Annotated in this window: 20 protein-coding genes; 6 read left to right on the top strand and 14 right to left on the bottom strand. The window is 69.8% G+C overall.

All coding sequences use genetic code 11. From position 1 onward, the window contains the following. Positions 1-5: 5 nt before the first annotated feature. The gene (locus BO221_RS02285) at positions 6-1,022 is read right to left on the bottom strand and encodes a serine/threonine-protein kinase (RefSeq protein ID WP_369864390.1); all 1,017 of its coding nucleotides are present in this window, start codon (positions 1,020-1,022) and stop codon (positions 6-8) included. A 210-nt stretch (positions 1,023-1,232) separates the two neighbouring features. Here BO221_RS02285 and BO221_RS02280 point away from each other — a divergent pair, with 210 nt between their 5' ends. Together BO221_RS02280 and BO221_RS02275 are read left to right on the top strand one after the other, a co-directional pair. Then, positions 1,233-1,433: a hypothetical protein gene (locus BO221_RS02280; RefSeq protein ID WP_073558668.1), complete on the top strand. Its 201-nt coding sequence runs from the start codon at positions 1,233-1,235 to the stop codon at positions 1,431-1,433. Between the two features lie 105 nt (positions 1,434-1,538). Continuing rightward, positions 1,539-2,633 (top strand): phosphatidylserine/phosphatidylglycerophosphate/cardiolipin synthase family protein, encoded by a 1,095-nt coding sequence (locus BO221_RS02275; RefSeq protein WP_073558667.1) that lies wholly within the window; start codon positions 1,539-1,541, stop codon positions 2,631-2,633. Positions 2,634-2,636: 3 nt separating this feature from the next. Here the strand turns inward: BO221_RS02275 and BO221_RS02270 are convergent, their stop codons facing one another. The 5 genes from BO221_RS02270 to BO221_RS02250 form a co-directional block, all read right to left on the bottom strand. Further along, entirely contained in the window at positions 2,637-3,002 is a 366-nt protein-coding gene (locus BO221_RS02270) for a response regulator (protein WP_073558666.1), read from the bottom strand. Further along, entirely contained in the window at positions 2,999-4,576 is a 1,578-nt protein-coding gene (locus BO221_RS02265; protein WP_073558665.1) for an ATPase domain-containing protein, read from the bottom strand. The genes BO221_RS02270 and BO221_RS02265 overlap by 4 nt, the downstream gene beginning before the upstream one ends. Then, positions 4,569-5,648, bottom strand: coding sequence for a sensor histidine kinase KdpD (locus BO221_RS02260; RefSeq protein ID WP_158079776.1), 1,080 nt, complete (start codon positions 5,646-5,648; stop codon positions 4,569-4,571). Before BO221_RS02260 ends, BO221_RS02265 begins: the two co-directional genes overlap by 8 nt. A 176-nt stretch (positions 5,649-5,824) precedes the next feature. Further along, positions 5,825-6,550 carry an immunity 52 family protein gene (locus tag BO221_RS02255; protein ID WP_073558663.1) on the bottom strand — a complete coding sequence of 242 codons (726 nt, stop codon included), beginning with the start codon at positions 6,548-6,550 and terminating at the stop codon, positions 5,825-5,827. Positions 6,551-6,562: 12 nt separating this feature from the next. Then, on the bottom strand, positions 6,563-8,329 hold the full coding sequence (locus BO221_RS02250; protein ID WP_143195225.1) for a Tox-REase-5 domain-containing protein: 1,767 nt from the start codon (positions 8,327-8,329) through the stop codon (positions 6,563-6,565). Positions 8,330-8,708: 379 nt separating this feature from the next. On the opposite strand from BO221_RS02250, the gene BO221_RS02245 reads away from it, so the two are divergent. Both BO221_RS02245 and BO221_RS02240 read left to right on the top strand, forming a co-directional pair. Then, positions 8,709-10,883 (top strand): serine/threonine-protein kinase, encoded by a 2,175-nt coding sequence (locus tag BO221_RS02245; protein WP_073558661.1) that lies wholly within the window; start codon positions 8,709-8,711, stop codon positions 10,881-10,883. A gap of 67 nt (positions 10,884-10,950) precedes the next feature. Further along, positions 10,951-11,883, top strand: a complete 933-nt coding sequence (locus BO221_RS02240; protein ID WP_073558660.1) for a DUF2381 family protein — start codon at positions 10,951-10,953, stop codon at positions 11,881-11,883. Between the two features lie 128 nt (positions 11,884-12,011). On the opposite strand, the gene BO221_RS02235 is transcribed toward BO221_RS02240, so the two are convergent. From BO221_RS02235 to ppk1, 4 genes are all read right to left on the bottom strand, one after another. Continuing rightward, positions 12,012-12,482: an NUDIX hydrolase gene (locus tag BO221_RS02235; protein ID WP_073558659.1), complete on the bottom strand. Its 471-nt coding sequence runs from the start codon at positions 12,480-12,482 to the stop codon at positions 12,012-12,014. Continuing rightward, positions 12,479-13,915 carry a DUF2380 domain-containing protein gene (locus BO221_RS02230; protein WP_233165582.1) on the bottom strand — a complete coding sequence of 479 codons (1,437 nt, stop codon included), beginning with the start codon at positions 13,913-13,915 and terminating at the stop codon, positions 12,479-12,481. Before BO221_RS02230 ends, BO221_RS02235 begins: the two co-directional genes overlap by 4 nt. Positions 13,916-14,190: 275 nt before the next feature. After that, a complete protein-coding gene (locus BO221_RS02225; protein WP_073558657.1) occupies positions 14,191-14,901 on the bottom strand; it encodes an Imm52 family immunity protein in 711 nt (236 codons plus the stop codon). Positions 14,902-14,978: 77 nt separating this feature from the next. After that, positions 14,979-17,144 carry a polyphosphate kinase 1 gene (gene ppk1 / locus BO221_RS02220; protein ID WP_073558656.1) on the bottom strand — a complete coding sequence of 722 codons (2,166 nt, stop codon included), beginning with the start codon at positions 17,142-17,144 and terminating at the stop codon, positions 14,979-14,981. Positions 17,145-17,293: 149 nt separating this feature from the next. Between ppk1 and BO221_RS02215 the strand changes: the two genes are divergently transcribed. Together BO221_RS02215 and BO221_RS02210 are read left to right on the top strand one after the other, a co-directional pair. Continuing rightward, a complete protein-coding gene (locus BO221_RS02215; protein WP_073558655.1) occupies positions 17,294-18,796 on the top strand; it encodes a Ppx/GppA phosphatase family protein in 1,503 nt (500 codons plus the stop codon). A gap of 132 nt (positions 18,797-18,928) precedes the next feature. Next, positions 18,929-20,149, top strand: coding sequence for a zinc-dependent alcohol dehydrogenase (locus BO221_RS02210; RefSeq protein ID WP_073558654.1), 1,221 nt, complete (start codon positions 18,929-18,931; stop codon positions 20,147-20,149). Positions 20,150-20,161: 12 nt separating this feature from the next. On the opposite strand, the gene BO221_RS02205 is transcribed toward BO221_RS02210, so the two are convergent. The 4 genes from BO221_RS02205 to BO221_RS02190 all read right to left on the bottom strand — a co-directional run bounded on the left by BO221_RS02205 (position 20,162) and on the right by BO221_RS02190 (position 25,614). Beyond that, on the bottom strand, positions 20,162-21,502 hold the full coding sequence (locus BO221_RS02205) for a hypothetical protein (protein WP_073558653.1): 1,341 nt from the start codon (positions 21,500-21,502) through the stop codon (positions 20,162-20,164). Next, positions 21,499-23,538 (bottom strand): hypothetical protein, encoded by a 2,040-nt coding sequence (locus tag BO221_RS02200; RefSeq protein ID WP_198956047.1) that lies wholly within the window; start codon positions 23,536-23,538, stop codon positions 21,499-21,501. Before BO221_RS02200 ends, BO221_RS02205 begins: the two co-directional genes overlap by 4 nt. A gap of 313 nt (positions 23,539-23,851) precedes the next feature. After that, entirely contained in the window at positions 23,852-24,877 is a 1,026-nt protein-coding gene (locus BO221_RS02195; protein WP_083680659.1) for an S-adenosylmethionine:tRNA ribosyltransferase-isomerase, read from the bottom strand. Further along, a complete protein-coding gene (locus tag BO221_RS02190) occupies positions 24,874-25,614 on the bottom strand; it encodes an SDR family oxidoreductase (RefSeq protein WP_073558651.1) in 741 nt (246 codons plus the stop codon). The genes BO221_RS02195 and BO221_RS02190 overlap by 4 nt, the downstream gene beginning before the upstream one ends. Between the last annotated feature and the right edge of the window lie 25 nt (positions 25,615-25,639).

The raw sequence follows: 25,639 nt of genomic DNA, 5'->3' as shown, positions 1-25,639 counted from the left end.
TGCGCTCAGCGGATGGTGAGCTGCCGCACGAGCCCCATCCAATACGAGTGGGAGAGGGCCAGTCCAGTGCCCAGGGCTCCCGCGGCGGCCACGAAGGCGAGCAGCCAGCGGGCCCACGGCTTGGAGAGCAGCTTCGAGGCCGGGTCCTCGAAGATGTCGGCGACGTCCAGCTCCTTCTGGGTGAGGTGGGCGAGCGCCTCGGTCTCGGTGAGCTTCTTGCGGTGGCGGAGGAAGCCGACGAGGAGGGCCTCGTAGGACATGCCCACGCGCTGGGCGAGGAACAGCTCCAGCTCGCGGCGCATGGCGGCGGCGTTGACGAAGCGATCATCCGGCCGCACCTCGAGGGCGCGCTTCACGATGTCCGCCAGCGGCTTGGGGACGTGGGGCGCCACCTTGCTCAGCGGGGTGTACTCGCCGTCGCGGATGCGGGCGAAGACCTCGCCGGTGTTGCGGCCCAGGAAGGGGCGGGCGCCGGAGAGCGCCTCGTAGAGCAGCACCCCGAGTGCGAACAGGTCCGTGCGCCCGTCCACCGGCGCGCCCGTCACCTGCTCGGGGGACATGTAGGAGGGGGTGCCCACCGCCATGCCCTGCGCGGTGAGGGCCTCCAGGCCCACGTCCTTGGCCACGCCGAAGTCCATCAGCTTCACGTCGCCGGACTTGGAGAGCATCACGTTGGCCGGCTTGAGATCGCGGTGGATGATGCGGCGGAAGTGGGCATGCTCCAGCGCCCCGGCGATGCGCGCGCCAATGGCGGCACCCACCTCGGGAGGCAGCGGCCCCTCCTTGATGAGCTCGTGCAGGGTGGGCCCGTCCACGAACTCCATCACCATGAAGAGGACGTCGTTCTTCTCCACCAGGTCATACAGGGTGACGATGTTCTGGTGGCGGAAGGCGGCGAGCGCGAGCGCCTCGCGGCGGAAGCGTGACACGGCCTCCTTGTCACGTATCGGGTCCGCGAGCATCTCCTTGATGGCGACCTCGCGCTGCAACATCTCGTGAAGCCCCCGGTACACCTGGGCCATGCCTCCGCGCCCCAGCTCTCCGAGCACGCGGTAGGCGCCTATCTTCCGATGTCTGACGACGGGCTTCTCACTGGCTGGCACGCACGCGAGGCTACCGATTTGCCCGCGAGGCGTCGACACGCCCGGAGTGCAGACAGCCAGACGGTAGAAATCCCTGTTCACGAGAGAGCAGACCCACCCACATCACTCGCCCGCTACGCTGCGCGCGCCATGAAGAAGACCCTCTTCCTCCTTCCCGCCGTATTCATGTTGCTGCCCGGCTGCATCGTCGTCCGAGACATCCATCACGGGCACCGGACCAAGAAGTCCGAGATGAAGTCCCGCCCCGACTGCCACCCCAGCCAGTACTGGGATGGCGAGAAGTGCCGCCACAAGGGCAAGGGCAAGGGCGCGCGCAAGCACGACGACTGACGCATGGCCACACGGATGGACTCCCCGGTACGAGATACCCTCACCCCGGCCCTCTCCCGGAGGGAGAGGGAGGGATCATCCGGGGAGGAGCAGTCTGAACAGGGGTTGTCGGCGGAGACGCACGGGCAGCGCATCACGCTGCTCGACGGGGGCGCCGAGGCCTACCCGCGCATGCTCGCGGCCATCGCCTCGGCCACCCGGCGCGTCCACCTGGAGGTCTATGCCTTCGAGCACGAGGGCGTGGGCGCCCGGTTCGTCGAGGCCCTCATCGCCGCCGCCCGCCGGGGCGTGGAGGTGAAGGTCATCGTCGATGGCTGGGGCTCCATCGGCGGGAGCCGCGCGCTGGCGGACAGTCTGCGTCCGGCCGGCATCAAGGTGCGCGTCCACAACCCCCTCACCTCCGTGCTCCTGATGGGCCGCCTCTGGCGCAACCACCGCAAAATCCTGCTCGTGGATGACACGGTGGCCTTCCTCGGTGGCATCAACATCGGGGACCACTACGCCACGGAGGAAGGCAGGCCGGGGTGGGCGGACCTGGCCCTGGAGCTGCGGGGCAGCATCTGCGCGCAGTTGGGCGCACGGCTCACCGCGGGAGCATCCGCGCTGGAGGCGGGCCCGGTGCGCATCCTCCTGTCCGGCTTCGGCGGCGGTGGACGCCTGCGCGCGCGCTACCTGGAGGCGTTGAAGCAGGCCCGGCGCGAGGTGGTGCTGGCCCACGCGTACTTCCTGCCGGACCGGGGCTTCGTGCGCGCCCTCACCCGCGCGGCGAAACGAGGGGTGGAGGTCCACCTGCTGCTGGCCGGCCGCAGCGACGTCCCCTTCGCCCGCGCGGCCACCATGCGCCTGTACCGCACCCTGCTGCGCGGAGGCGTACACATCCACGAGTGGACGGAAACCACCCTGCACGCCAAGGCCGCGGTGGTGGATGACCGGCACCTGCTGGTGGGCAGCTTCAACCTGGATCCGCTCTCCCTGGTGAACCTGGAGACGCTGGTGGAGGTGAAGGAGGCGGGCGCGGCCGGGCAGGCCACCCGCTGGGTGCGGCAGCACATGGGCCGGGCGAAGCCGGTGGCCCTGGAGGACTGCGCGCGCTCGGGCCTCCAGCGCTGGCTGCTGGACGTGGTGGGGCTGGCGGTGGCGCGCTTCGCCGAGCGCGTCGCCAGCTTCATCGGCTCGCGGCGCATGCGCCGCCGGGGCTGACGCTCAGGCCCTGCCCGCCACACCGGAGACCCGGGCCACCGCGTCCAGCAATTGCTCCAGCCGGAAGGGCTTCTTCAGGAAGGCCTGCCAGTGACGAGGCGTCCCCGCTCTCGGTGCGGTCTCGCTCATGAGGATGACGGGCACCCCGTCCAGGCCGGGCGTCCTGCGCATCTCCTCGAGCGCCTGCATGCCGGAGAGGATGGGCATCATCACGTCCATGACCACGACGTCCGGGCGGTGCGCGCGCAGGCTCTGCAGGGCATCCCGGCCATTGCCACAGACGGACACCTCGTAGCCCTCGTCCCGCAGCACGTCCGCCACGACCTGCTGCACGTCGAACTCGTCCTCGACGACCAGGATGGTCCTCATCGTCCCCTCCCGCCGCCCCGGCTGCCCCGCCCGAGCACCTTCTTGAGCATCCCCGGCTTCTTCTTCTTGGGCTTCTCCGCCTTCTTCTTCTTCTCCCCGTTGCGGATGCGCCCGTGGCCGCTGAGGATGGCCTCCGCGCTCGCGAAGGAGTCGGCCACGTCGATGCCCTCGCGGGAGATGCGGAACTCGCGCAGCGAGGTGTCGTAGCGGCTCTCGCGCATCTTCATGATGGAGAGCAGCCGGTAGATTTGCGAGCGCAGCTCCACGTAGCGCAGCAGCAGGACGGACTCCACCACGTTGGCGAGCTCCGGGGTGGGCAGGTTCAGCTCGGGCTGGAAGAGCTCCAGCTCGTCCGTCATGACGGTGGTCACGTCCTGCATGCGCAGCTGGTTGGTGAGCGCCGAGAGGAAGCGGGGAACGCGGTCCGGGTACACCGCCGCCGCCCGGAAGCCCTCGGCCCCGTCGATGAACAGGCGCCGGCGCTCCTTCTTGTCCTCGGCTCGCAGCTTCTCCAGCAGCTGCTCGGCCAGCGCGTCCATGAAGTGCTCCAGCGGGGGCTGCCAGACCAGCTCGATGCTGCCGTCCTTCACGTACCGCTCCAGCGGCAGGCCCACGTCCTCGGCCTTCTCGATGAGGCGGGGGGGCGGCTCGTAGAACCCGAAGTAGGTGCCATGCTGGCCCTGGCGGGCCCCCTCCACCAGGAAGGAGAGCCCCAACAGCGTCTTGCCCGTGCCCGGCGCGCCGATCAACGCGGTGGTGGAGCCCGAGGGCAGCCCCCCGTCGAGCATCTCGTCCAGCCGCTTCAGGCCGAAGCCCATGCGGACGCGCTGCTCGTGCGCCTGCTCGGGCGGCCTGGCGAACTGGATCTCCGTGCGCGGGTGGATGACCAGGCCTTCGCCGGTGATTTCCACCTCGTGGCGGCCCCGGAGGTAGTCGCTGCCACGGAACTTGTGCACCGTCAGCTCGCGCACCGCCCGCGGGCCCACGAGCTTGTCGGACAGCTCGATGACGCCGTCCACCACGGCGTTCTCCACGTGGGTGCGCTCGCGCACGTTGGAGACCAGCAGCGTGGTGCAGCCCAGCAGGTTGGTGAAGGCCTGCAGGCCGTGCACGAACTCCCGGTAGGACTGGGGCGAGGTGGAGAACTGCTCCGCGCTCTCCATGCCGTCGATGACGAAGAAGGTCGCCTGGCGGTCGCGCAGCGTGCGGCGGATGAGCTCCATCAGCCCGCTGAAGCCCCCCTCGCGCACCTGCTGGTAGCCGCTGATGTAGTAGAGGCGCTCGGGGATGAACTCCGGCTTGAAGAAGTTCAGCGTGGAGAGGTGCGAGAGCATCTTCGCGTGCGACTCGATGAGCAGCGTCATGTAGACGCAGCGCCCCTCCTGCTTCTGGATGTGGTTGCAGCACAGCTGGTTGGCGAGGATGGTCTTCCCGCCGCCCGGAGGCCCCATCAAGGCATAGATGCCGCCCTGCTTGAGCCCTCCCTTGAGGATGAAGTCCAACCTTGGGATGCCGCTCTGGATGCGGGGGTCCCGCGCCGTGTTGCCCGTGCCCTCTGTCTCGGACTCACTCATACCCCTCCTGTGCCGCCTCCGTGGGCAGGCGCAGCGTGAAGCAGGAGCCTCCGCCGTCGCGCGCCGTCAATTCCACCGAGCCCCCATGGGCACGGGTAATCTCCCGGACGATGTACAGGCCGAGCCCCAGGCTCACCCCCCGGTGGCCCGAGGAGGCCCGCTCGAACGGGTTGAAGATGCGCTCGCGGTCCTCCGGGGCCACGCCGGCGCCCCGGTCCATCACCTGGAGCGACACCATGCCGCCGCGCAGCTCGGCCCGGACCGCGATGGGCCCGCCCGCGCCATACTTGATGGCGTTGGTGACGAGGTTGGTGAGCGCCTGCTCCACCCGCATCCGGTCCCAATGGACCTGCACCTGGAGACAGTCCTCCAGGGTCAACACCGAGCCCGCCTGCCGCGCCTGCTCGGTGAAGTGCTCGCACACCTCGCGGAGCAGCGAGCCCAGCTCGAAGCGCTCACGCTCCAGGTCGAAGCGGTTGTTGCGGGCCCGGCTCACGTCGAGCAGGTTCTGCATCAGCACGCCCAGCCGGCGCACCTGACGCAAGGCGGGCTCGAGCCGCTCGGCCAGCTGGGCACCGGAAAAACCCACGTCGCGGCGGGCGCCCCGCTGCAGCCGCTCCAGGACGAGCTGGAGCGCGGTGAGGGGGGACTTGAGCTCGTGCGAGGCGACGGACAGGAAGGTGTCGCGCGCGCCGAGCGCCCGGAGGAGATCCTCCTCGGTCCGGCGCCACTGCGTCACGTCCTGGAAGGACACGGTCGCCACGGCCGGTGAGCGCGAACGATCCATGCGCGAGTGCACGACGAGGAACCTGTCACCCTGGGGCGTCTTCCAGCGGAAGAGCGCGCCCTCCAGGGGCTCGCCCCGAGCGGCACGCCGTACCGGGAACCGCTCGGGAGGCAGGGGCGCGCCCGTCTCGTCCAGGACGGAGCCAGGGGCAGGAGCCTCGAGGGAAAAGGGGAGTGCCCGTGCCGCCGCGTTGGCGGACAACACCTGGCCCGTCCCCTCCTCCACCCGCAGCACGGGCACGGCGAGGAAGTCGAGGATGCCCTCCTGTGCCGACTGCTCGGACACACCCGTCTCCATTTCATCCACCCGCACAGCATGAACGGATGGAGCCTGCGGCACCCGGTGTCGCATGATGTGACCGCAGTCCCGCAAGATGGGCACGGGGTCAAGGATGGCAACCGAGCCGGGGAATCCCGCTCGTCCTCCACCGTTGGCTGATGGACGGATGCGAGGCATCCGCCTCAGGTGGCCGGGCGTCTGGAAACAACCGGCTCGAGCAATCCCTTCGCGCTCAGTTCCTCCTGGACACGCCGGCCCAGGGCGAGGTGATCGGGATTGGAGGCGGTGAGGCGCTCGGGTGTGAGCAGAACGAGCGAGCCCTTGTCCTCCACCGGTTGCACCCGCACCGGCTCCGGCAGGGGTGGCACCTCCCCCCGGTGACGAGAAAAGTAGGTCCACCAACCCACGAAGGTTTCCACATTGCCTTGCGGCGACAGGTTGTCCCGGAAATCACCGGAGGTGATGACCCCCCAGTCCGGCTCCCACGCCAGCACCATGGCGCGCAGCACCTGGGCGAGCACGTCCACCTTGAGCATGCGCTCCTTTTCCGGCTCCTCCTTCGGAAGGTTGAGGAGGCATCTGTTTGGAACGAATTCGGCCGCGGAACCACAGCGCAAGGTGACCCGCCCCCCGTGTCCCGGCTCGTGCCCCGTCCAGAACCCGAGCATGAAGCCATCCCGTCCCTCCTGGTACGTCCTCTTCTTGAAGAAGCGCAGGAAGGTTTCAGCAGTGGGCTCGAACTGGAGTTGGAGCGCCTTCTTGCGTGAATCGGCCTTTTCGAACCAGCGGGTGTAGATGGGATCGCATTGGGACAGCAGGTGGAAGAACGCTTCCGCACGCCGGGCACACTCCTCGGCGGGCTCCTTGCGGCGCCCCCAGTAGATGCCTGCGTAATAGGTCTCTCTCATGAGTGCTGCGCCTCAGGGAGGTGGAGTAAACACCACATCAATACCCTTGATGTCGTTCTCCCAGAACAGCTTCTGGAGAATGGGCACCATGCGGGGCTCCGCCACAAGCCAGCGGATGGGAGTTCCATTGGCCACCCGTAGTTGCCGTTCAGCCTGCCTGACGAGCCTGTCCGCTCCCTTGAAATACTCCTTGGGCTCAAGGTCCGCGTCGAAGTGCTTGTCGTAACCCAGGCCTTTCGTCTCCTGCAGAAGCCTCTGCTCCAAGTCAAACCCGTCGAAGTCGGCCTTCTCACCATTGAGCCACACCCGGTACACCCAGCCCGCTGGAGCCTTCGTCACCTTGTGCTGGAAGGCACGCGAGCGCGGTGACATCCGCTCGTTCTTGGGCACCCACTGGCCTAGCCCGCCCACCGGCGGCACCCAACCGCCACCTGGGCCCGGGCCCACCTTGGCCAGGTGCAGTCCCCAGGCGACGCCCAGCCCCTGGCCCGCCACCACCACGGCCCGCCCGGGCACCGCCACCAGCCGCAGCACCAGCTCACCTCGCTTCGTCAGCGTCAGCAGAGGCACCGACAGCCGGCCGAGCTTCTCTCCCCACGTCACAGCCTTCACCGCCCCCGCCCCCGAGGTGCCCACCGTCAGCAGCGCGTTCGCCATCAGCCGCGACACCGCGCGCACCTGCTCGCCGCGTGGCTTCTGGCGGAAGGCCTCCCAATACTCGGGAGCATTCTGGAAGAGCACGCGCACCGCTCCCGGAAGCCGCGTCAGGCCCTCCAGGCTCTCACCCGGATGGAAGACGAGCTGGCTCAAGCCCTCCAGCGTGTCCCCCAGCGCCAACCCCGCCCCCTCCAGCGCTGGCAGCACCACGCCGTCATCCGGCACGTAGGGGCCCAGGGGCTTCGCGCCTCGGGGCACCTCCAGCCCCGTGTCCACCGGCCACAGCTGCCAGTCCTCCACCGCGTAGAAGGGGCCCACCTCGTAACGGCCCGCTCGCAACGTGCCGTCCGGGTCCAGCCTCACCTCGCCGGCCCGCTGCACCGCCTCGCCCGTCACCGCCCGCACCAGGTAGCCGTCCGGCCGCACCACCCTCAGCCGGTGGAAGCGATCCATGCGCGCGTGCAACTGCTCGCGCGTCACTGGCCCCTCGCCCGTGGCCACCTCCAGCAGCAGGTGCGCCGCCATGCGCTGGCGGGGAAACTCCCCCAGCCCCGCCTCCGCCTCCAGCAGGTGCGCCAACAGTTGCACCGCCTGCTGGGGCGACAGGGTGCTCCCGTCTTCCGGCAGCATCTCGGGGGACATGCCCACCTGCGCCAGCAGGCCCTGGAAATGGTCCACGCTGAAGGGCACCGGCCAGGGGCGACCCTCCCCCACTCCATCCCTCCAGCCCACCTGCCCCCCACCCGCGTCCTCCAGCGGCTCGTCCTCCGCTCGCACCGGGTGGCGCATCCGCGAGCCGGACTCGTCCCCGAGTGCATCCGCGATCAGAACCGGGGCATCAAGCCCCTCCTCGACGTCATCCTCCGGATCATCGTCCTCATCCGTCGTGAGGGCGTCCCCGGGCGCAACGACCTTCCGGCCGGCGTCGCCCACGGGCCCGGGCGGGCGCGCCTGGGTGGAAATGGCTGGCGCCGGGCGGTGCGAGCGTGGGCTGACGAGCAGTCCGGCCAGCGGCGCGCCTCTGGCGCACCCGCCCAACACCAGCAGAGCCAACGGCAGCACCACGCGGCTGAAGTGCTTCCCACCACCGTCAGGGTGAGCGCAGCGTGAAAGCAGACGCATGAAAGGCCTCCCAGGAAGAAACGCCTCCCAGGCGTATGCGCCCAGGCGGACCCTCGCGGCGGAGCCGCTGTACGCGACAAACAGCGAGCGAGTGGCAGCGCCTCCGTCGCCCCAGCGCGGTGAAAGGGGTCCGTGCGCTCGGGCTGGTAGACGTCTAACACTGGAACACTGGTAGACGTCTACCAGTCAAGACACACAAACACACACCTCCCCACATCACTGATAGACGTCTACCAGTCAAGCCCATCCCCAGCGGCGTTCACCGGTGGGGCATACCCACCGCGCGAACGATCTTGGGACGGCCGCGGCCAGTGCTCTCCGTGTATACCCACACGCCTTCCGCCGTCCTGTAGGCTGGCCCACCTCGGAGGTGGTGCGCATGAGCGAGGCCAGCACGCGGAGCGGTGGGCATGAGCAGCGGCGGCCAGGGGCGGTGAAGCCCCTTCAGGACGAGTCCGCGTCGTGGCGGCCACAGCCGGGCCTGGAGGTGGCCGGCTACACGCTGGAAGCGAGGCTGGGCACCGGCGGCCAGGGCACCGTGTTCCGAGCCTCGCGCCAGGGCCGCCAGTACGCGGTGAAGTTCCTCTTCCTGCCTCGCTCTGCGCGCTGGGCCTGGCGCGAGCGCGATGTCATGCGGAGGCTCAGCCACGCCGGAGGCCTGCCCCTGGTGGACGAGGGCGTGTGGCCCGCGCACGCGCCCCTCTACCTCTTCCTCGTCATGCCCCTGGTGCGCGGGCTGCCGCTGGACGTGTGGACGCGCCTCAACAATCCCTGTGCCCTCGAGGTGGCGCAGCTCTTCGGCCAGGGCGCGCGCCAGTTATCGGTGGTGCACGCGGCCGGCGTGGTGCACCGCGACGTCAAGGGCGCCAACCTGCTGGTGTACGGCGAGGGCCGCATGGTGCTGGTGGACTTCGGCGTGGCCACCTACGAGAGCGCCCCTCCGGTGACGGGGGCCTTCCCCCCGGGCACCTGGCCCTACCTCAGCCCCCGGGTGTGGCGCGCGTGGCGTGGCCTGGAGGACTCGCGTGCCTGCCCGGGCGACGACGTGTGGGCGCTCGGCGTGGAGCTCTACTTCACGCTCACGGGCAGGCTGCCCTTCCAGGGCCGCGAGGGTGAGCTGGTGCATGCCGTCCTGCACGAGGAGCCGCCGGTGCCGCACGAGCACAATCCCCGGGTGCCGCAGGCGCTGGGCGAGGTGTGCTGGCGCATGTTGCGCAAACATCCGGAGGAGGGATACGCGGATGCGCTCGCGGTGGACGCGGCCATTTCGCAAGCGCTGAAGCAGGTGGACGAGGCGTGGCGGGTGCCTCTGTGCGAGGCGTGGGGGCCACACCACGCCACCACCCTGCTCGAGCGCGGCATGGGGCGGGGAGCGGACGTGATGGCGATCTATGAGCGGCGGGCCGCCTACGCCCGGTTGCCGGTGCGCGGCAGGCCCCGTGCGCCCGACGCGGTGTCCACCCTGCGCTCGCACGCGCCGCCAGAGGCCCGCACCACGCGCGAGGTGTCCTCGGAGCCATTCGTGCCCCCCTGCGCGCCGGAGGTGCAGCCCGAGGTGACACCGGAAGTGGCCGTGACCCAGGTAGCCGAGCAGCAGTCCGTTCCGCTCGCCGGGCCCGAAGCGCCACGAGCGGTGGACGAGGTCCGCGCGGAGGCACCACCAGCGCCACCGGCCCGGCAGACCCCGCGGCCCGCCGCACGTAGGCGCCGGGTGCTGCTGGCCGCCAGCGCAGCGCTCGTATTGGGCCTGGGGCTGTGGCTCGCCATGCGCCCCTCGCTCCATGCCTCCATGCACTCCACCCCACCGGTGGGGACACCTCGCGCCAGACTACCACCGGAGTTCTTTCCTATCGCCCAGAAGTGGGAAGGCAAGGAAATGGCGCCCCCGTGGAAGCAGCCAGAAGGTGACGGCGGCGCGGCGCCCCATGGGGCGGCAACCCCCGCGCCCGTCGCCCGTGCGACGCTCCCTCAAGAGACGCGCGTGAAGACTTCAACGAAAGCCAAAGCCTCCACTCCCCCCAAGCAGACGGGCTCCACGGCCACGAAGGTGGGCGCGGCCATGCTCGGCTGCGCCCTGGCCAGCGGGTGTCCCAGCCCCGCCACCACGGCCCACGTGCTGCCCCCGCCCCCGCTGCCGCCTCCCGCCGAGTGCCCCCCCGGTGCCGCCCAGGCCATGAAGGAGCTGGCGCTTTCTCGCGAGTCCGAGGGGATCGAGATTCACCCGTGGCAAGGGGGGGAGAGCACCGTGAGGCCGGGACTGGTGACGGTGCGTCTCAATGGCCAGGACCACTGGGGCAAGCTGCCGCGCAACACCCTGTTCACCGGCCAGTTGCTCTTCGGCGAGCGGGTGCAAGCCCGCTTCACCCAGGCGTACACCCCTGAGGGCAAGTCCTATCCGGTGTGCCTGGAGCTGAGGTCCGGGCCCAACTGGGGCTGGGAAAAGCTGAAGGGCAGTGGCCAGGACACCGCCGTCGTCAACAGCTTTGGGTATCTCGAAATGGTGGAGCGCTTCGGCGAGGCATGGCGGTACGACAAGAAGTGGCGATCCCGGTAACGAGAGGAACAAGAGGAGCCCACTTCCGAGGCCCTGCTAGGGTAGGCCACCCTGGAGGTCACCCCCCATGTGTACGCTGCTCACCACCCCCCTGCTGCTCGCGCTCCTCGTGTCCACCCCCGCACCTGCCCGGCCCCTTCTGGAAGAGTGGGACACGTCGGGTGCACGCCACCTGGAGCTGACGGCGGAGAACGCCGGGGAGCAGCACCTGGTGCGCATCCATCCCCACCAGTCCACGACGCTCGTGTTCGACACACCCCTGCGACCCGGTGGCGTGCAGGTGGCGGGCGGGCAGTGGGTGAAGGTGGCGGTGAACGAGGCCGAAGGCATGGTGATGCTGCTGCCCGCGGAGACGCCGCCACCGGACGGGCCGCTCACGGTGACGGTGCGCTTCGCGGACGGACAGGTGCCCGTCGGCGTCACCTTCCGGCTGGTGGTGGACCCCCTCCGGGCCGAGCACCAGGTGAGGGTGTTCCGTCAGCCCCGCTCGGGAGAGTCGTTGCACCTGGAGTCCCGGCAGCAGCGCGAGCGGGCCGAGCGGTGCGAGGCCACGTTGGCTCGGGAGCGTGCCCGTCCGGAGGGGCCACGTCCCGGAAGCCTCGCGGATCTGCTGAGCACCGGGCTGGTGGAGAAGGGCAAGGCCGTCGTGGCGCAATACATCCAGCCCTTCATCACCCAGCGTCCCGGAGCGCCACTTCTTGTGGGTGAAGCTTGGAGCTACCGCGCCGAGAAACAGAACCAGGTGGCGGTGGAACTGAACGTGAAGAACACGAGCGCCCTGCCCTGGACGACGGAGGGCGCGGAACTGGTGAGCACGGACGGTGTCCGACTGCGGGTGACGCGGGTGTGGCAACCCAAGCCTCTCGGACCGGAAGACCAGGCGCGGCTCGTGGTGGAGGCGGAGGCCCCGGTGGAGCAGTTCCAGGGCACCTTCCTCCTGCATCTGGTCGATGCGGGCGGAGCGCGCACGCTCACCGTGCGTGGCGTGACCTTCCCCTGATCTGGCAACGCGCGTGGGCCGCGTCGCAGGTGGTGGGCCGCATGGAAACAACCGGCGCGAGCAGCGGCGCGCCTTCACATTGCCCTGCCAGGCACATCCGTCGCTCATGGTCCTGTCCAGGGTGACGCTCAAACTTCTTCGTCGGGCAGGAGCGTGAGCAGCAGTTCGTCGTCAGGCCCGAGAGGCCGCCAGCCGGGCGGCGGTGGCGTAGCGAGGAGCGCATCGCCGGCCTTCGTTACGCGCTCCTCATGAGTTTCAGGGGTGTACGCGGACCAGCGGCCGAGTGCCTCGGCAACCTTGAAACGGTTGGCATCGTCCAGTACTACCGGCCAACCCTCGGGGACGCTCTGGCTCCACAGGCGCGTAAATACATCTCGCACAAAGCGTGTGACCTGCTTGCGCCGCTCTGCCTCAGCGAGCAGCCCGCGCAGCACCTGCACTCCGGCGACGTCGTCCTTGCCCAGTTCCTTGGCCAGCAAATGCAGTGGCATGGTAGGGCGCGCATCAGCGAAGGCGGTGAGCGAGTCGTAACCCCGCTCGCGGACCCGCTCATACAGGCGTGCCACCCAGTTGCCCTGAAAAGGATGTCCGTCGCTCATGGCCCTCTCCACGGGATGAAATTCATCGGGATGAAGTAGTCCTCCATAGCCTTCGCGACGATGTTCAGGATCTCATTTCGCGTCAACATCCGGCCTACCCTGGTCTCGGCATCGCGCAGCGTCTTCATGATCATCCGGTTCCATTCACCGGGCCATGTGCGCCCCAGCTTCCAGTCGCCACCACCGTGAATGGCCTCGTGGTGCGCCTGCTCCAGCTTGACGCAGAACTCGTCGATATCCATCTCGCCGGTGAAGCCGCGCTTCTCGAACCACTCGCGGAACTCCTTGGGCATGACGTGGTGCCGCGGAGGCTCGGCCATGCCGGCCCCCGTTTTGCCCGTCACGCGCATGCCCCGCACCTCGGGGCTGTCGCCCAACGCCTCACGCACGCCCCGAGGCAGCTCGCCGTGCCCCCGCGCCATCATCACGTGGCCGGCCTGAATCCGCACCGCGGCGCTGACGGCGGGCAGGGAGAGGACGCCCGCGCGCACCAACTGGCGCATCATCTCCACCCACTCGGAGGACACGACCATCCGCGTCCCCATCATCACCCCGTTGGGGCCCACCATGAGGCCCACGCCGAGCGTGACGGGAGCCGCCGCGCGCAGCGCGGGCAGTGTGAACTTCAGCGCCGACAGGAGGGTGAGCGCCTCCATGGACTCCTTCAACACCAGCGCCGCCTCGAGGACTTTCGCCCCCTTGTTCATGTCCTCGAGGAGCGCGGCGAGATCGCGCGTGAGGTGGCCCACCAGGGCGGGCATGTCCCGCGCCGCTGCCTCCACCTGCTCTGGCTCCTGGGACGAGAGCGCCGTCATGGCGGGCTCCAGCATCTTCCGCCAGCCGTCCATCCTCATGAAGAGCGCCTCCACGCTATTGAGGCGCCGGGAGAGTGCTGCGTCGGTGAGGGTGAGGAAGTCAATCCACACGGCCAGCAGCATGGAGCCCATCATGGCGGCCTCCAGCCGTGGGCCGGCCAGGCGCAGCAGGGCGAGCTGCATGTCCGGCTCCTCCACCTGCGACGCCTCGGAGGCAAGCTCCGTGGCGGCGGCGAGCTCGGCGTCAATCCACCGCAGTTGACGTCCACCGTAGTCGACGTAGCGGACGAAGATGCCATTGCCCACGCCGGCGAGGCCCAGGGAGCTGGCCTCGAGTCTGGAGAGCTCGCCGGAGAGGCGGCGCGAGGAGGCGGACACCTCGCGCAGGGCGCTGAGAGAGGCCAGGTGGGTCGCGAGGGCGCTCTGCCGCACAGCCGCGTCAGAGCCGCCTGGGCCCCCCGCCGTCACCGCCTCCCGGGCGCGGCGGCGGTGCAGCCGCTCCGGTGCCCCGGGTTCAGGAGAGGGCGGCTGGGAGTCGCGGGCGGGTGAAGGCTCCTCGCCCGGCCCTCCGGCTACTGCAAGCCCCGTGGCCTCGCGCGGAGTGTAGTGCAGGCGCATTTGGCCAGGAGATGACCCCAGGCGGCGCTCAGCCCCTGGCCCCGGCGGAGGCGCGCCCGTGGCGCACCCACCCAACATCAGCAGCGCCAGTGTCAGCGCCACGCAGTGAGAGAGCCTCTGCCCGGCGGGGGACGAGGGGGGTGAAGGCGGGCGCATGAGGAGCCTCCGGTGGCAGACCGTTTTCCCCGTCATATCCGTCCGGGCTGACCGCTCCTGAACCTTCGCGGAGCATGGACAGGTGTGACCTTCCCCCGAGCCCCCCTCCCCAACCCGTCTCAGCCCGGGAGCGGGGACAGCAGGCCGGCCTTCTCCAGCCGTTCGCGGACTCGCCCGGCCAGCGAGACATGGACCGGGTTCTCCAGGGAGAAGCGCTCCGGCGTGAGGACGATGAGCGTGCCCTGGTCCTCCATCGGCTCGGCACGCGCGGGCCTCGGCAGGGACGGCACCTTGCCCCGCCGGCCCGAGACATACGTGAGCCACCCGAGGCAGGTGCCTCCGTCCTCCATCGTCTTCTTCGCGCCCCGGTCTCCCTCCGCAATCACCGCGCATCCGTCCGGGTCCCACGCCTGCACCATGGCGCGCACCACCTCCTTCAGCACGGAGACGGTGAGCACCCGGCTGGCGGCCGGCTCCTCCCGGGGCAGATGCAGCATGCACCCGTTGGGGTAGAACGGCTCGTTCGAGCCACAGGTGAAGCTCAGCATGCCGCCCCGTCCCTGCTGCTCCTGTCCCGTCCACGCCTCGAAGGTGAACACCTGCTTCGCCAGCCGGTACTTCCTGCGCTCGAAGAAACGCAGGAACGTCTCGGAGGTGGGCTCGAACGGCAGTTGGAGCGAGTGCCTGCGCGAGTACGCGTACTCGAACCACCGCGCATAGGCTGGATCACACCGTCCCAACTGCCGGAAGAGCACCTCCACGCGCCGGGCACACGCCACGGCGGACTCCCTCCGTCCCGACCAATGTGCCCCCGCCTGGAAAAGTTCCATTGGCCATGACATACGCCATGGGTAACAAAGTGACCATCCCAGAATGAGATGCCCCCCACCTTCCCGATGGGGCCGGCTCAGCTCCCCGTCTGGGGAACCTGGCGCGAGGGCACGGGCGCGTCCGGGGCCGTCGCGTGCCGCAGCGCATGGAGGGGCTTGGTGTCCGGCTGGTTGTTGCGCCGGGCCAGTTCCATCAGCACCCCCTGGCTGCGCACCGCCGTCCCGTCCCGGCCCACCGGGACGTAGGTACCGTCCACCTGCAGCCTCCGCGCCTTCACGTTGTCCCGGAGCGCCACCCCCAGCACCTCGTCCAGCAGCCGCTGGCGGATGGCCGGATCCTCCACGGGGAACATCGTCTCGATGCGGCGCAGGAAGTTGCGCGGCATCCAGTCCGCACTGCTCATCCACACCTCCGGGTTGCTCCCCGCCCCGAAGGCGAACACCCGGCTGTGCTCCAGGAAGCGGTCCACCACGCTCGTCACGCGGATGCGCTCGCTCACTCCGGGCACCCCGGGCCTCAAGCAGCAGATGCCCCGCACCAACAGCTCGATCTCCACCCCCGCCTGACTCGCCGCGTAGAGGGCGCGGATGACGGTGGAGTCCACCAGCGAGTTCATCTTCGCCACGATGCGAGCGGGCTCGCCCCGCCGGGCCTTCTCCGCCTCGCGCTGGATGAGCGCGAGCACCTTCTCCTGCAGGCCCATGGGCGCCACGGCCAGCCGCTTCCACTGCGGGGCCACCGCGTAGCCGGTGAGCATGTTGAAGAGCGCGCTCACGTCGTCTGCGATCTCCTCCCGCGAGGTGAAGAGGGACAGGTCCGTGTACAGGCGCGCGGTGTGGGGGTTGTAGTTGCCCGTGCCCAGGTGCACGTAGCGGCGGATGCCATTGCCCTCGCGGCGCACCACCAGCGCCACCTTGGCGTGCGTCTTCAGGCCGATCAGCCCGTAGACGACGTGCACCCCGCTCTCCTCCATCTTCCGCGCCCAGGCGATGTTGTTGGCCTCGTCCAGCCGGGCCTTGATCTCCACCAGCACCGCCACCTGCTTGCCATTCTCCACCGCGCGCGACAGCGCCCGGGCGATGGGGCTGTCCCCGCTGGTGCGGTACAGCGTCTGCTTGATGGCCAGCACGTCCGGGTCCTCGGCCGCCTCCTCCAGGAAGCGCACCACCGGATCGAAGGACTCGTAGGGGTGGTGCAGGAGGATGTCGCGCCCGGCGATGACGTCCAGGATGGACTCCACGTCGCGCAGCACCGGGGGCACCGTGGGCGTGAAGGACTCCACGCGCAGCTCCGGCCGCGCATCCAGCTCCGTGAGCGCCATCAGGTCCGAGGGCTGCAATGGAAACTGCTGCCGGTACACGTCCATGGGCCCCAGCTTCAGGGCCGCCATCAGCAGGGACTCCATCTGCGGGCTGGCCGAGACATCCAGCTCCAGGCGCACCGCGGCGCCCCGGTCCCTGCGGCGCAGCTCCTCCTGAATGGTGGAGAGCAGATCCTCGCTCTCCTCCTCGTCCACGTTGAGGTCCCAGTTGCGCGTCACGCGGAAGGCGGCGGCGTGTTCGACGACGTAGCCAGGGAAGAGCTCGGCGGCGCACAGGGCGATGACCTCGCCCAGCAGCAGGAAGGCCAGACCCTTCTCGCCAGGCATGGGCACGAGCCGGCGCAGCACGCTCGGCACCTGCACCACGGCCAGCGAGGTGCCTTGCATGTTGCGCCGGCGCTTGGGGCCCTCGCGCCGCAGCAGCACCGCCACGTTGAGGGACTTGTTGCGCAGGTGGGGGAAGGGGTGGCCCGGGTCCACCGCGAGCGGAGTGAGGGCCGGGAAGACGGAGGTGGTGAAGTAGGTGCGCGCGGCCAGCTTCTGCTCGGCCGTCAGCTTGTCCCGTGTGAGAAGGGAGACCCCCACCGCCAGCAGCCCCGGAAGGAGCTCCTCGGCCCAGAGCCGGGAGGCGGAATCCACCAGGGCGTGCACCCGCTCGCTGATGGCGCTCAACTGCTCGGCGGGAAGCAGACCATCCGCCGCCGGCTCCGCCACGCCGCTGGCCAGCTGCTGCTTCAGGCCCGCCACGCGGACCATGAAGAACTCGTCCAGGTTGGAGGCGGCGATGGCGAAGAACTTCAACCGCTCGTAGAGCGGCAGCTCCCGGAAGCGCGCGTCGTCCAGGACCCGCTCGTTGAAGGCGAGCCAGGACAGTTCGCGGTTGATGAAGAGCTGCGGATCATTGAATTCCACGGGACTCACGGGACTAGACTCTGGCAGGGAACGGGTGACGTCACGTCACGGCCCCGTGACGTCACGTCACGGACCTGTCAAGAAGCCCCGGTAAAAGGTGGGCCGCCCGACAGTGGAGCCCTATCCTTCGAGCAGCAACCACCCCGAGCGCCAACCCCATGCCCACCTCTCCCCAACAGCCCGTGCTCGCCGCCATCGACGTGGGCACCAACGCCGTCCGCCTGGAGTTGGCCCGGCCGGACGCGGAAGGCTCGCTGGAGACGCTCCACCAGGAGAGAGATCCCATCCGCCCGGGAGAAGGCGTCTTCACCAGCGGGGAGATGCCCGAGGAGACGGCGGACCGGCTGCTGTCCACGTTGCGGCGCTACGCCGCGCTGTGCCGGCGGCACAAGGCCCGGGTGCGGGCGGTGGCCACCAGCGCCATGCGGGACGCGAAGAACCGCGAGGAGATCGTCCGGCGGGTGCGCGACGAGGCGGGGCTGAACCTGGAGGTGGTGAGCGGCAAGGAGGAGGCGCGCCTCATCTGCCTCGGAGTCCTGCACCGCAAGCCGCCGCACACGCGCTCGCTGCTGGTGGACATCGGCGGAGGCTCCACCGAGGTGGTGCTCGCCACGGGGGAGAAGCCGGATGAGCTGTGGAGCCTGGCGCTGGGCTCGGTGCGGCTGACGGACATGTTCGACGCGGCCGGGAAGGTGACGCCCAAGCAGTTGCGGCTGATGCGCAGCTACGTGGAGGAGCAGCTGCGCAAGGGCATTCCCGAGCGTCTGCCCAACCTGCCCCGGGTGGCCCTGGGCTCCTCGGGCACCATCAACGCGGTGGTGGGCTTCGCGGCGAGCGAGGGCACCGGGCACGTCTCCGTGCGCCAGCTCACGAGCGCCGTGGAAACCCTGGCGGAGATGACGCCCGAGCGGCGGCGCAAGCGCTTCGATCCGCGGCGCGCGGACATCATCGTGGCGGGCGCCACCGTGCTCGAGCGGGTGGCGAAGCACCTGGGCGTGGAGACCGTCACCGGCGTCAACCGGGGCCTGCGCGATGGGCTGCTGGTGGACCTGCTGTACCGGCAGGACGAGACGCGTGAGGACCACTCGCTGGCGGACGCGGCGGTGGCCATGGGACGGCGCCTCCTTTTCGACGAGAAGCACGCGCGGCAGGTGGCGTCGCTCGCCCTCACCCTCTTCGACGACCTGGCCGCGCTGCACCAGTTGCCGCTTTCGTGCCGGCCGTACCTGGAGACGGCCGCGTTGCTGCACGACGTGGGCAACGCCGTCAGCTACGAGCGCCACCACAAACACACCTATTACCTCATCCACAACGGCGACATCCCCGGCCTCGCGGACCAGGAGCGCGAGCTGGTGGCCCGGGTGGCACGCTACCACCAGCGCAGCCCGCCGGAGCTGAACCACTCGGGGATGCAGGGGCTGAGCACCACCGAGGCCCGGCTGGTGCGCAAGCTGGCCACGCTGCTGCGGGTGGCCAACGCCCTGGACAGCAGCCACCACCAACCGGTGAAGGAGCTGCGGGCCGTCAACGGCCGCGACGCCGTGTCCCTGCACTTCAAGTCGCGCCAGCCGGTGGACCTGGAGCTGTGGACGGTGGAGCGCGAGACGGCCCTCTTCCGCCGCGTCTTCGGCAAGCGGCTCGCCCTGCACGTCGGACGCTAGCCCCGCCGCCCGCCCTCCAGGAGGGGAAGCGCCTCTGTCTGGCATCGGACGGGGCGCGTGCTCACCCCTAGCGGGGAGATTCCGACGCCAGCGCGCTCAGCGCCTGGAGCCCCGCGGGGGGAAGGAGCGGCAATGAAGGCAGTCGTCTTTCATGGCATTGGAGACATCCGGCTCGACGACGTCGCGGAGCCCGTCCTCCAGCAGGACACGGACGCCATCGTCAAGCTGACGGCGAGCGCCATCTGCGGCACGGACCTGCACTTCGTACGTGGCACCATGCCGGGCATGAGGCCGGGCACCATCCTCGGGCACGAGGGCGTGGGCATCATCGAGGCGCTCGGTCCGGACGTGCGCAACCTGCGCGTGGGAGACCGGGTGGTGATTCCGTCCACCATCGCCTGCGGCACGTGCTCGTACTGCCGCTCGGGGTACTACGCGCAATGCGACGTGGCCAACCCCAACGGCAAGCGCGCGGGGACGGCCTTCTTCGGCGGGCCGGAGATGAGCGGGCCCTTCCACGGGTTGCAGGCGGAGAAGGCGCGGGTGCCATTCGCCAACGTAGGGCTGGTGAAGATTCCGGACGAGGTGACGGACGAGCAGGCCATCCTCCTGTCGGACATCTTCCCCACGGGGTACTACGGGGCGGACATCGCGGAGATCAGTCCCGGGGACACGGTGGCGGTGTTCGGCTGCGGCTCGGTGGGCCTGTTCGCCATCCTGAGCGCGAAGCTGATGGACGCGGGGCGCATCTTCGCCATCGACTGCCACGCGGACCGGCTGGAAGCGGCGCGCAACCTGGGCGCCGAGGTCATCAACTTCGACGCGGAGAATCCGGTGGAGGCCATCCTCCGGCTGACGGGTGGCATCGGTGTGGACCGGGCCATCGACGCGGTGGGCGTGGACGCCATGCACGCGCACCACGGGCCGGCGGCGAAGGAGGCGCGCAAGGACAAGGCCGAGTTCAAGCGCGAGGTGAAGGAAGTGGCGCCGCACACGAACCCGGCGGGAGAGAACTGGGTGCCGGGTGACGCGCCGGCCCAGGCGGTGATGTGGGCGGTGGAGTCGCTGGCCAAGGCCGGCACGCTGGCCATCATCGGCGTGTACCCGCAGCAGATGCGCACGTTCCCGCTCGGCCTGGCGATGAACAAGAACCTGACCCTGAACATGGGCAACTGCAACCACCGCAAGTACATCCCCCACCTCATGGAGCTGGTGCGCACGGGCGCGGTGGACCCCACCGAAATCCTCTCGCACGTGCAGCCGCTGACGAGCGCCCTGGATGCCTACCGCTCCTTCGACGCTCGCAAGCCGGGGTGGATGAAGGTGGAGCTCGAGCCGTCCATGCTGACGTGAGCCGGTTTGCCTTCACGAGCGGTGGCGCGCGGCCACGCGGTAGAGCCGGGTGAGGGAGTAGTCCAACAGAGCCTGTCGCGAGGCCATGTAGCGACGGGCTCTGACGAAGGGAAACCACACCCGGCTGCCCACCAGTACCTGGGCTTCCTCCAGCTTCTGGCGCGGTATCCACCGCCCGCCCAGGTTGCGCACCAGCACCTCACCCAGGTATGCGCCAATGGCGGGCACCGCGTATGCCTCGATGTTCTCCCGCAGGCGGCTCCTCGGGAAGTTCTCGCGCCAGAAGTAGAAGTCCACGTCCGTGAGGGACTCGGGCGTCTCGTCGAAGACGGAGGACACCTTCGTGTGCAGCAGGGCCACGAGGTGCTCGGCGAGGGTGCCGTAGTGCTCCAGGGCGCGCGCTGGGTCATCCACGTCCGGGGGGAGGGCCGCGTCGGCGGGGCGCCACTCCTCGGGCTCGGGAGGCAACCAGGCGTTGAGCCCGGAGATGGTGCGCTGGCGCTCGTAACTGGCGGTGTCCTCCACCACGAGAGAGAGGAGTGGGGCCACGTCCGGGTGGAAACGGGGCTCCACTGGGGCGAGCATGGCGCTGCGCTCGCGCAGGGTGCGCAGCACCGTCTCGAAGTCCAGGTCTGGCCGCAAGTGGGAGTGGGCGCGGGCCTGCGCCAGGCGAGCCTCGTCGCTGGCGAAGTCCGCGGCGGTGGGCCACGTCACCAGCAGCACGCAGCCATTGGGCAACTCCTCCAGCCGCCAGGCCGGCGTGGACAGCATGCGCTCGCGACCCACCGTTTCCACCAGCCTGGAACCGAAGACGTTGAGCCAGCCCACCTCGTACACCTTGTCGAAGCCATCCCGGTACCAGGTCTCCTTGTTGCGGCCGAAGTCAGGAAAGCCCGTCAACGCCACGTCATCGCCGCTGTGGGCCAGGGCATGGGAGACCGGGTAGCGGCAGGCCCAGGCGCGTACCATCTCCACGAAGTGGCGGCAGCGCTCCGCGTCCGCGAAGAAGGAGAGCGGTTTGGCCTTGAGCCAAACATCCAGCGTGGGCGGCTCAGGGGGCAGCCAGAGTCCGAATGACATATCCAACGCGGGCCACTTCGTCCGGTAGAGACCGAAGCTCGTGCGAGCCCCACTGTGTTTTTCCTCCAACGCCTTCCAGATGGCGGCGCGGGCGTACTTGCGCCGCCACCTGCCTTCAGCGACGTCCGGCATCCACCCGTCGGCATGCGCCTCGAGCGCGCGGAAGAAGGGCTCCAACTCGCTCTGCCTTTCCGCCCATGGCTCAAAGGCGCCTTCGAAAGAAAGCCGGAGGAAGTCCTCGTCCTTCTCGCCGTGAAACTCCAGCACCTTCATTGCAACAGCACCTCCACTCCTGGAACCTGGCGCTCTGCTTCTCGCATGGCTTCCACCCAAAACTCTGGCCTGTTGGGCTTGAGCTCGTTCCCCTCGTAGACGAGGCGGACCCGCTGGACGGACACCTCGCGGCCCTGGTGCAAACGAGATTGGAGAGAGTGCCGACGGATGTCCAGCACCCCTCCATACTTCTGGAGCGCTTCGCGCGCATCCTCCACCATCTGCGCCTTCAAGGCATCGTACTTCAATTCAGAGAGGTCACGGCTCTTGAAGCTGAACGTCTCGACGCGAGGGGGCGCTCCGGCAGGTCCCCCCTCCTCGATGACGAGCACATCCGCATAGCGCAGGCCGCTCTCCGGCTTCCAGACTCCCACGGAGCGCGAGACACGCGGCTGGATGAAGGCACCGAGGAAGTGGCGATCGGCCCGGGGCCGCTTCGCGTCGGCCTCCAGCAACTCCACCATGAGACGCTCGAAGGCCATCCCTCGGGCGAACCTTGCCCACAATTGCTCGTAGTCCACCCAGCGCAGGGGCCCCTTGGCGGCCTTGCCCTGTCGGAGCTCTCCCAGGCGCTTCTCGTAATAGGTGACGTACTCACCCCAACGTGGGTTGCCTTCGACTCCAGGCGGCGGAGCATCGGGCGAGGGACGTTGCCGTTCCAGCGCCGCCACATCCCGGGACAGACGCGGGCCCGGAGCCTCCAACTCCACCAGCGCCAGCCGTGCCTCCACCACCTCCAGGGTGAGCCCCGTCCCGCCGTCCACCAGCGAGGCCAGTCCCCTGGCGCGCTCCGCCGTACCGGCCTTGTTGCTGGCAGGTGTGGCGTCGCTCCCCCCGGTGCCCACCCGCCCAGAGCCCTGCCCCGCTCCGCTTCCCGCCTGAGCGCCACCAGCCCCGGGCAGTGCTCGGGACATCATTGCCTGCGCCCGGGCCACATCTCCCCGGGCGTCGCGCAGCGCCAGCGCGGCGTCCACGCCTCCCACCGCCACGAATTCGCCTGCTTCCCGGCTCGTGCGGATGTCCCGGGCCAGTTCCCGCAGGCCGTTCACCCCCAGCCTGTCCTCCACCTGCCGCGCGAGTTCCCGCAGGCGCGATTCCACCGCCTGGGGCCCCAGCGTTGTCCGAGCCTGGGACAGGGCACGCAGGCCCTTGCCCCCGGCATACAGCGTGCCCAGCAGCACGGCCGGGGCCAGCTCGCGCGTGGCCTGCTCGTAGTGCCCCTGGGACAGCGAGTACGCCCCCTGCCCCGTGCCCGCCACCAGGTAGTAGAAGCCCAGCGGCACTCCGAATGTCATGGAGTCGAAGGTGCCCAGCGCCACACTGCCTGGAGAGAAGTGCCGCAGCGCCAGAGCGCGCTCCACCTCGCGGGCGGCGTGCTGGTAGGGCGGGGGCAGGTGCGCCCACCTCTGCGTCAATTCCAGGTAGCGCCCGCCGTCCACCAGGGAGCTCGTGGAGAGCACATCCCGGGCGGCACGGCCCAGGCCCCGCAGCACGTCCCCGGACTGCTCGCCCCGCTCCGGGTAGCGTGAAAGGGGCAGGCCCCGCGTCTCCAACTCCTGGCGCACGGCGGGCATGAGGGCCAGCGTCTGCCCCAACTGCTTGTCCCGGGCCAGCAGCCGCAGCACCGCGTCCACTTCGTCGTCGTGGGCGGAGTGCAGCACGAAGAGGGCGAACACCTCGGCGTGGAAGGGGCCGTAGCGCTCGGTGGCGCTCACCAGGAAGGCGGCGCGCTTGTGTTGCAGGAGGGCGGCGGCGTCCTCGCGCACCGGCCCCAGGGCTCCCAGACGCACCGCGCTCCACTCGTCCAGGGCCTCCACCAGCCGGGGCATGTCCTCACGCTGTTGCAGTGCGACGAATTCGGCGGGCGAGGCGCACGTGAGAAAGGGGGCCAGCAGTGCTTCGCCACTGGAAGAGAAGTCGGGCCAGCCCAGGGGCAAGGCCTGGCCGCCACAGGTGCCCACCCCATGCACTGCCGCCTCGCCTGCGCCGACGCGGGTGTCCGAGTCCAGCCCCCGGGCGCTGCGGCGCCGATGCAACCGCTCCGGCTCACCTGCCTCATGGGGAGTTAAGGGGGGCGGCACCAGGGGAGAACTCAAGAGGACGCGTGCGCCGCGGGGGCCATCCCCGCCGAGGTGCGGTACCCGCGTGGCGCACCCGGTGGTGAGAAAAATGGCCCCCAGCAGCACCCCCCACCGGGCTGCGCCGGCTGCCAGACACGCAGCCTCACGACAGTTGCACACGTGGCACCTCCCACCGGGCCGAGCGCAGCAGATGGCGCGCACGGCTCGAAGTAGGGGCGCAGTCTACCGACACACCCGAGCGGCCTGAGCGGGTGATGTTCCCATGCGCTCACGGGTCCAGGAGGAGGCACGAGTCACCGAACTCGTGCCCCAGGTAGCCGCGAGCCTCCGCGAACACCGTGGCGGCGCGCAGCAGTTCCACCGGGGCGAATGCCTGGAGCAGCGTGAAGTGGCTGGTGCCGGGCTCGTGCATCCCAGAGAGCAGCCCGTCCACCACGCGCGGCACGAAGCCCGGGCCGAGCAGCAGATCCGTCACCCCCTCCCCTGCTTCCAATCGGCCTCCTGTCTGCGCCGCGCGTCCTTCCAGCGCTCGCACCACCGTGGTGCCCACCGCCACCACGCGTCCACCAGCGGCCCGTGTGGCGTGGACGGCCTCCACGGTGGCGGCGGGAACGTCGAAGCGCTCGGGGCGAGGCAGCGCGGCATCCAGCACGGCGTCCCCCGTGGAGGACAGCCCCGCGGCATGCGTGAGCGAGGCCAGCCGCACGCCCCGGCGCTTCAGGTCCAGCAGCAACGCCCAGGTGAGGGGCAGCCCCGCCGAGGGTGTCTCCACCGCCCACGGCCGCGCGGCATAGGCCGTCTGGATGTGCCAGAGCGCGAGCGGACGCTCCACGTGCGCGTACTGCACGGGCCTTCCAGCGCGGTAGAGCGCGGACCACAGCGCGGCGCCCCGGGCCTCGAAGCTCACCCGCAGCAGACGTGGGGACGGAGGGAGCACCGCCACCACGCGCGCCCCCAGCCCGCCGAGCACGAGCCGCTCGCCCGGGGAGACGGATGGAGGCAGGGGCCGATCCTCGGTGCGCATGCGCCAGTCCCCCGCGCCGAAGAGAACGGCGGTCCAGGTCCCCTCCTCCTCGCGGGCCACGAGCCTCAACTCGATGGGCGCACCCGCTTCCGTGCGGCCATGCAGGGCCGCGGGCAGGGTCGCGGCGTCATTGAGGACGAGCAGGTCCCCCGGACGCAGCATCCGGGGAAGCTCGCTCATGCGGACATCGTCGAGACGCCCCGAGCGGGGCGCCACGTGGAGCAGGCGTCCGGAGTCCGGTTGCTCCCGGGGCCAACGTGCGGCGTTCATGCGGCCTCCGGGCGTCCCACTTCGACGCGAGCGGCATCCACCCGGGCCCCGGATGGATGCGCTTCCACGGACTCCACGAGCGTCACCAGGCGCGCGGCCACGTCCCGGGGACGCGCGAGGGTGGACGGGTCCGCCTCGGGGATGGCGTCCCGGTGCATGACGGTGTCCATCTCCCCGGGGTCGACGTTGAGGAAGCGCACGCCCGTGCCCTCGAGCTCGGCGGCCCAGATGCGGCCCAGGTGCTCCAGCGCCACCTTGGACACGCCGTAAGCACCCCAGCGCGGGTAGGCCGAGACAGCCGCGTCCGAGGTGACGTGCACCACCACGCCCCCGCCCCGCAGCACCATGGCGCCAGCGATGGCCTTGGTGAGGCGGAAGGGCCCCACGAGGTTCACCTCCAGCACCTGCCCCAGGTCCTCACAAGCGGTGTCCAGCAGCAGCGGCAGCGGCGTGGGCCCCAGCGTGCTCGCGTTGTGCACGAGTACGTCGATGGTCCCCACCAGGGCGGAGGCGGCCCCCACCAACGGGTGGATGGCCTCCTTGTCTCCCACGTCGGCGGCGAGCGCATGGGCCTCGTAGCCCCGAGCGCGCAGCCGGGAGGCCACCGCCTCCATCTCGTCCGCGTTGCGCGAGACGCCCACCACCCTCGCCCCCTTCCGGGCGAAGGTCTCCATCAACGCCTCGCCGAGCCCCCGGCTCGCTCCCGTCACCAGTACGGCCTTTCCCTCGAGCTTCATCGTGTCTCCTCCTTGCACAATGAAG

Source organism: Archangium sp. Cb G35 (assembly GCF_001896145.1).
GTDB lineage: Bacteria > Myxococcota > Myxococcia > Myxococcales > Myxococcaceae > Archangium > Archangium violaceum.
This window is presented reverse-complemented; position numbering and strand designations above follow the sequence as displayed.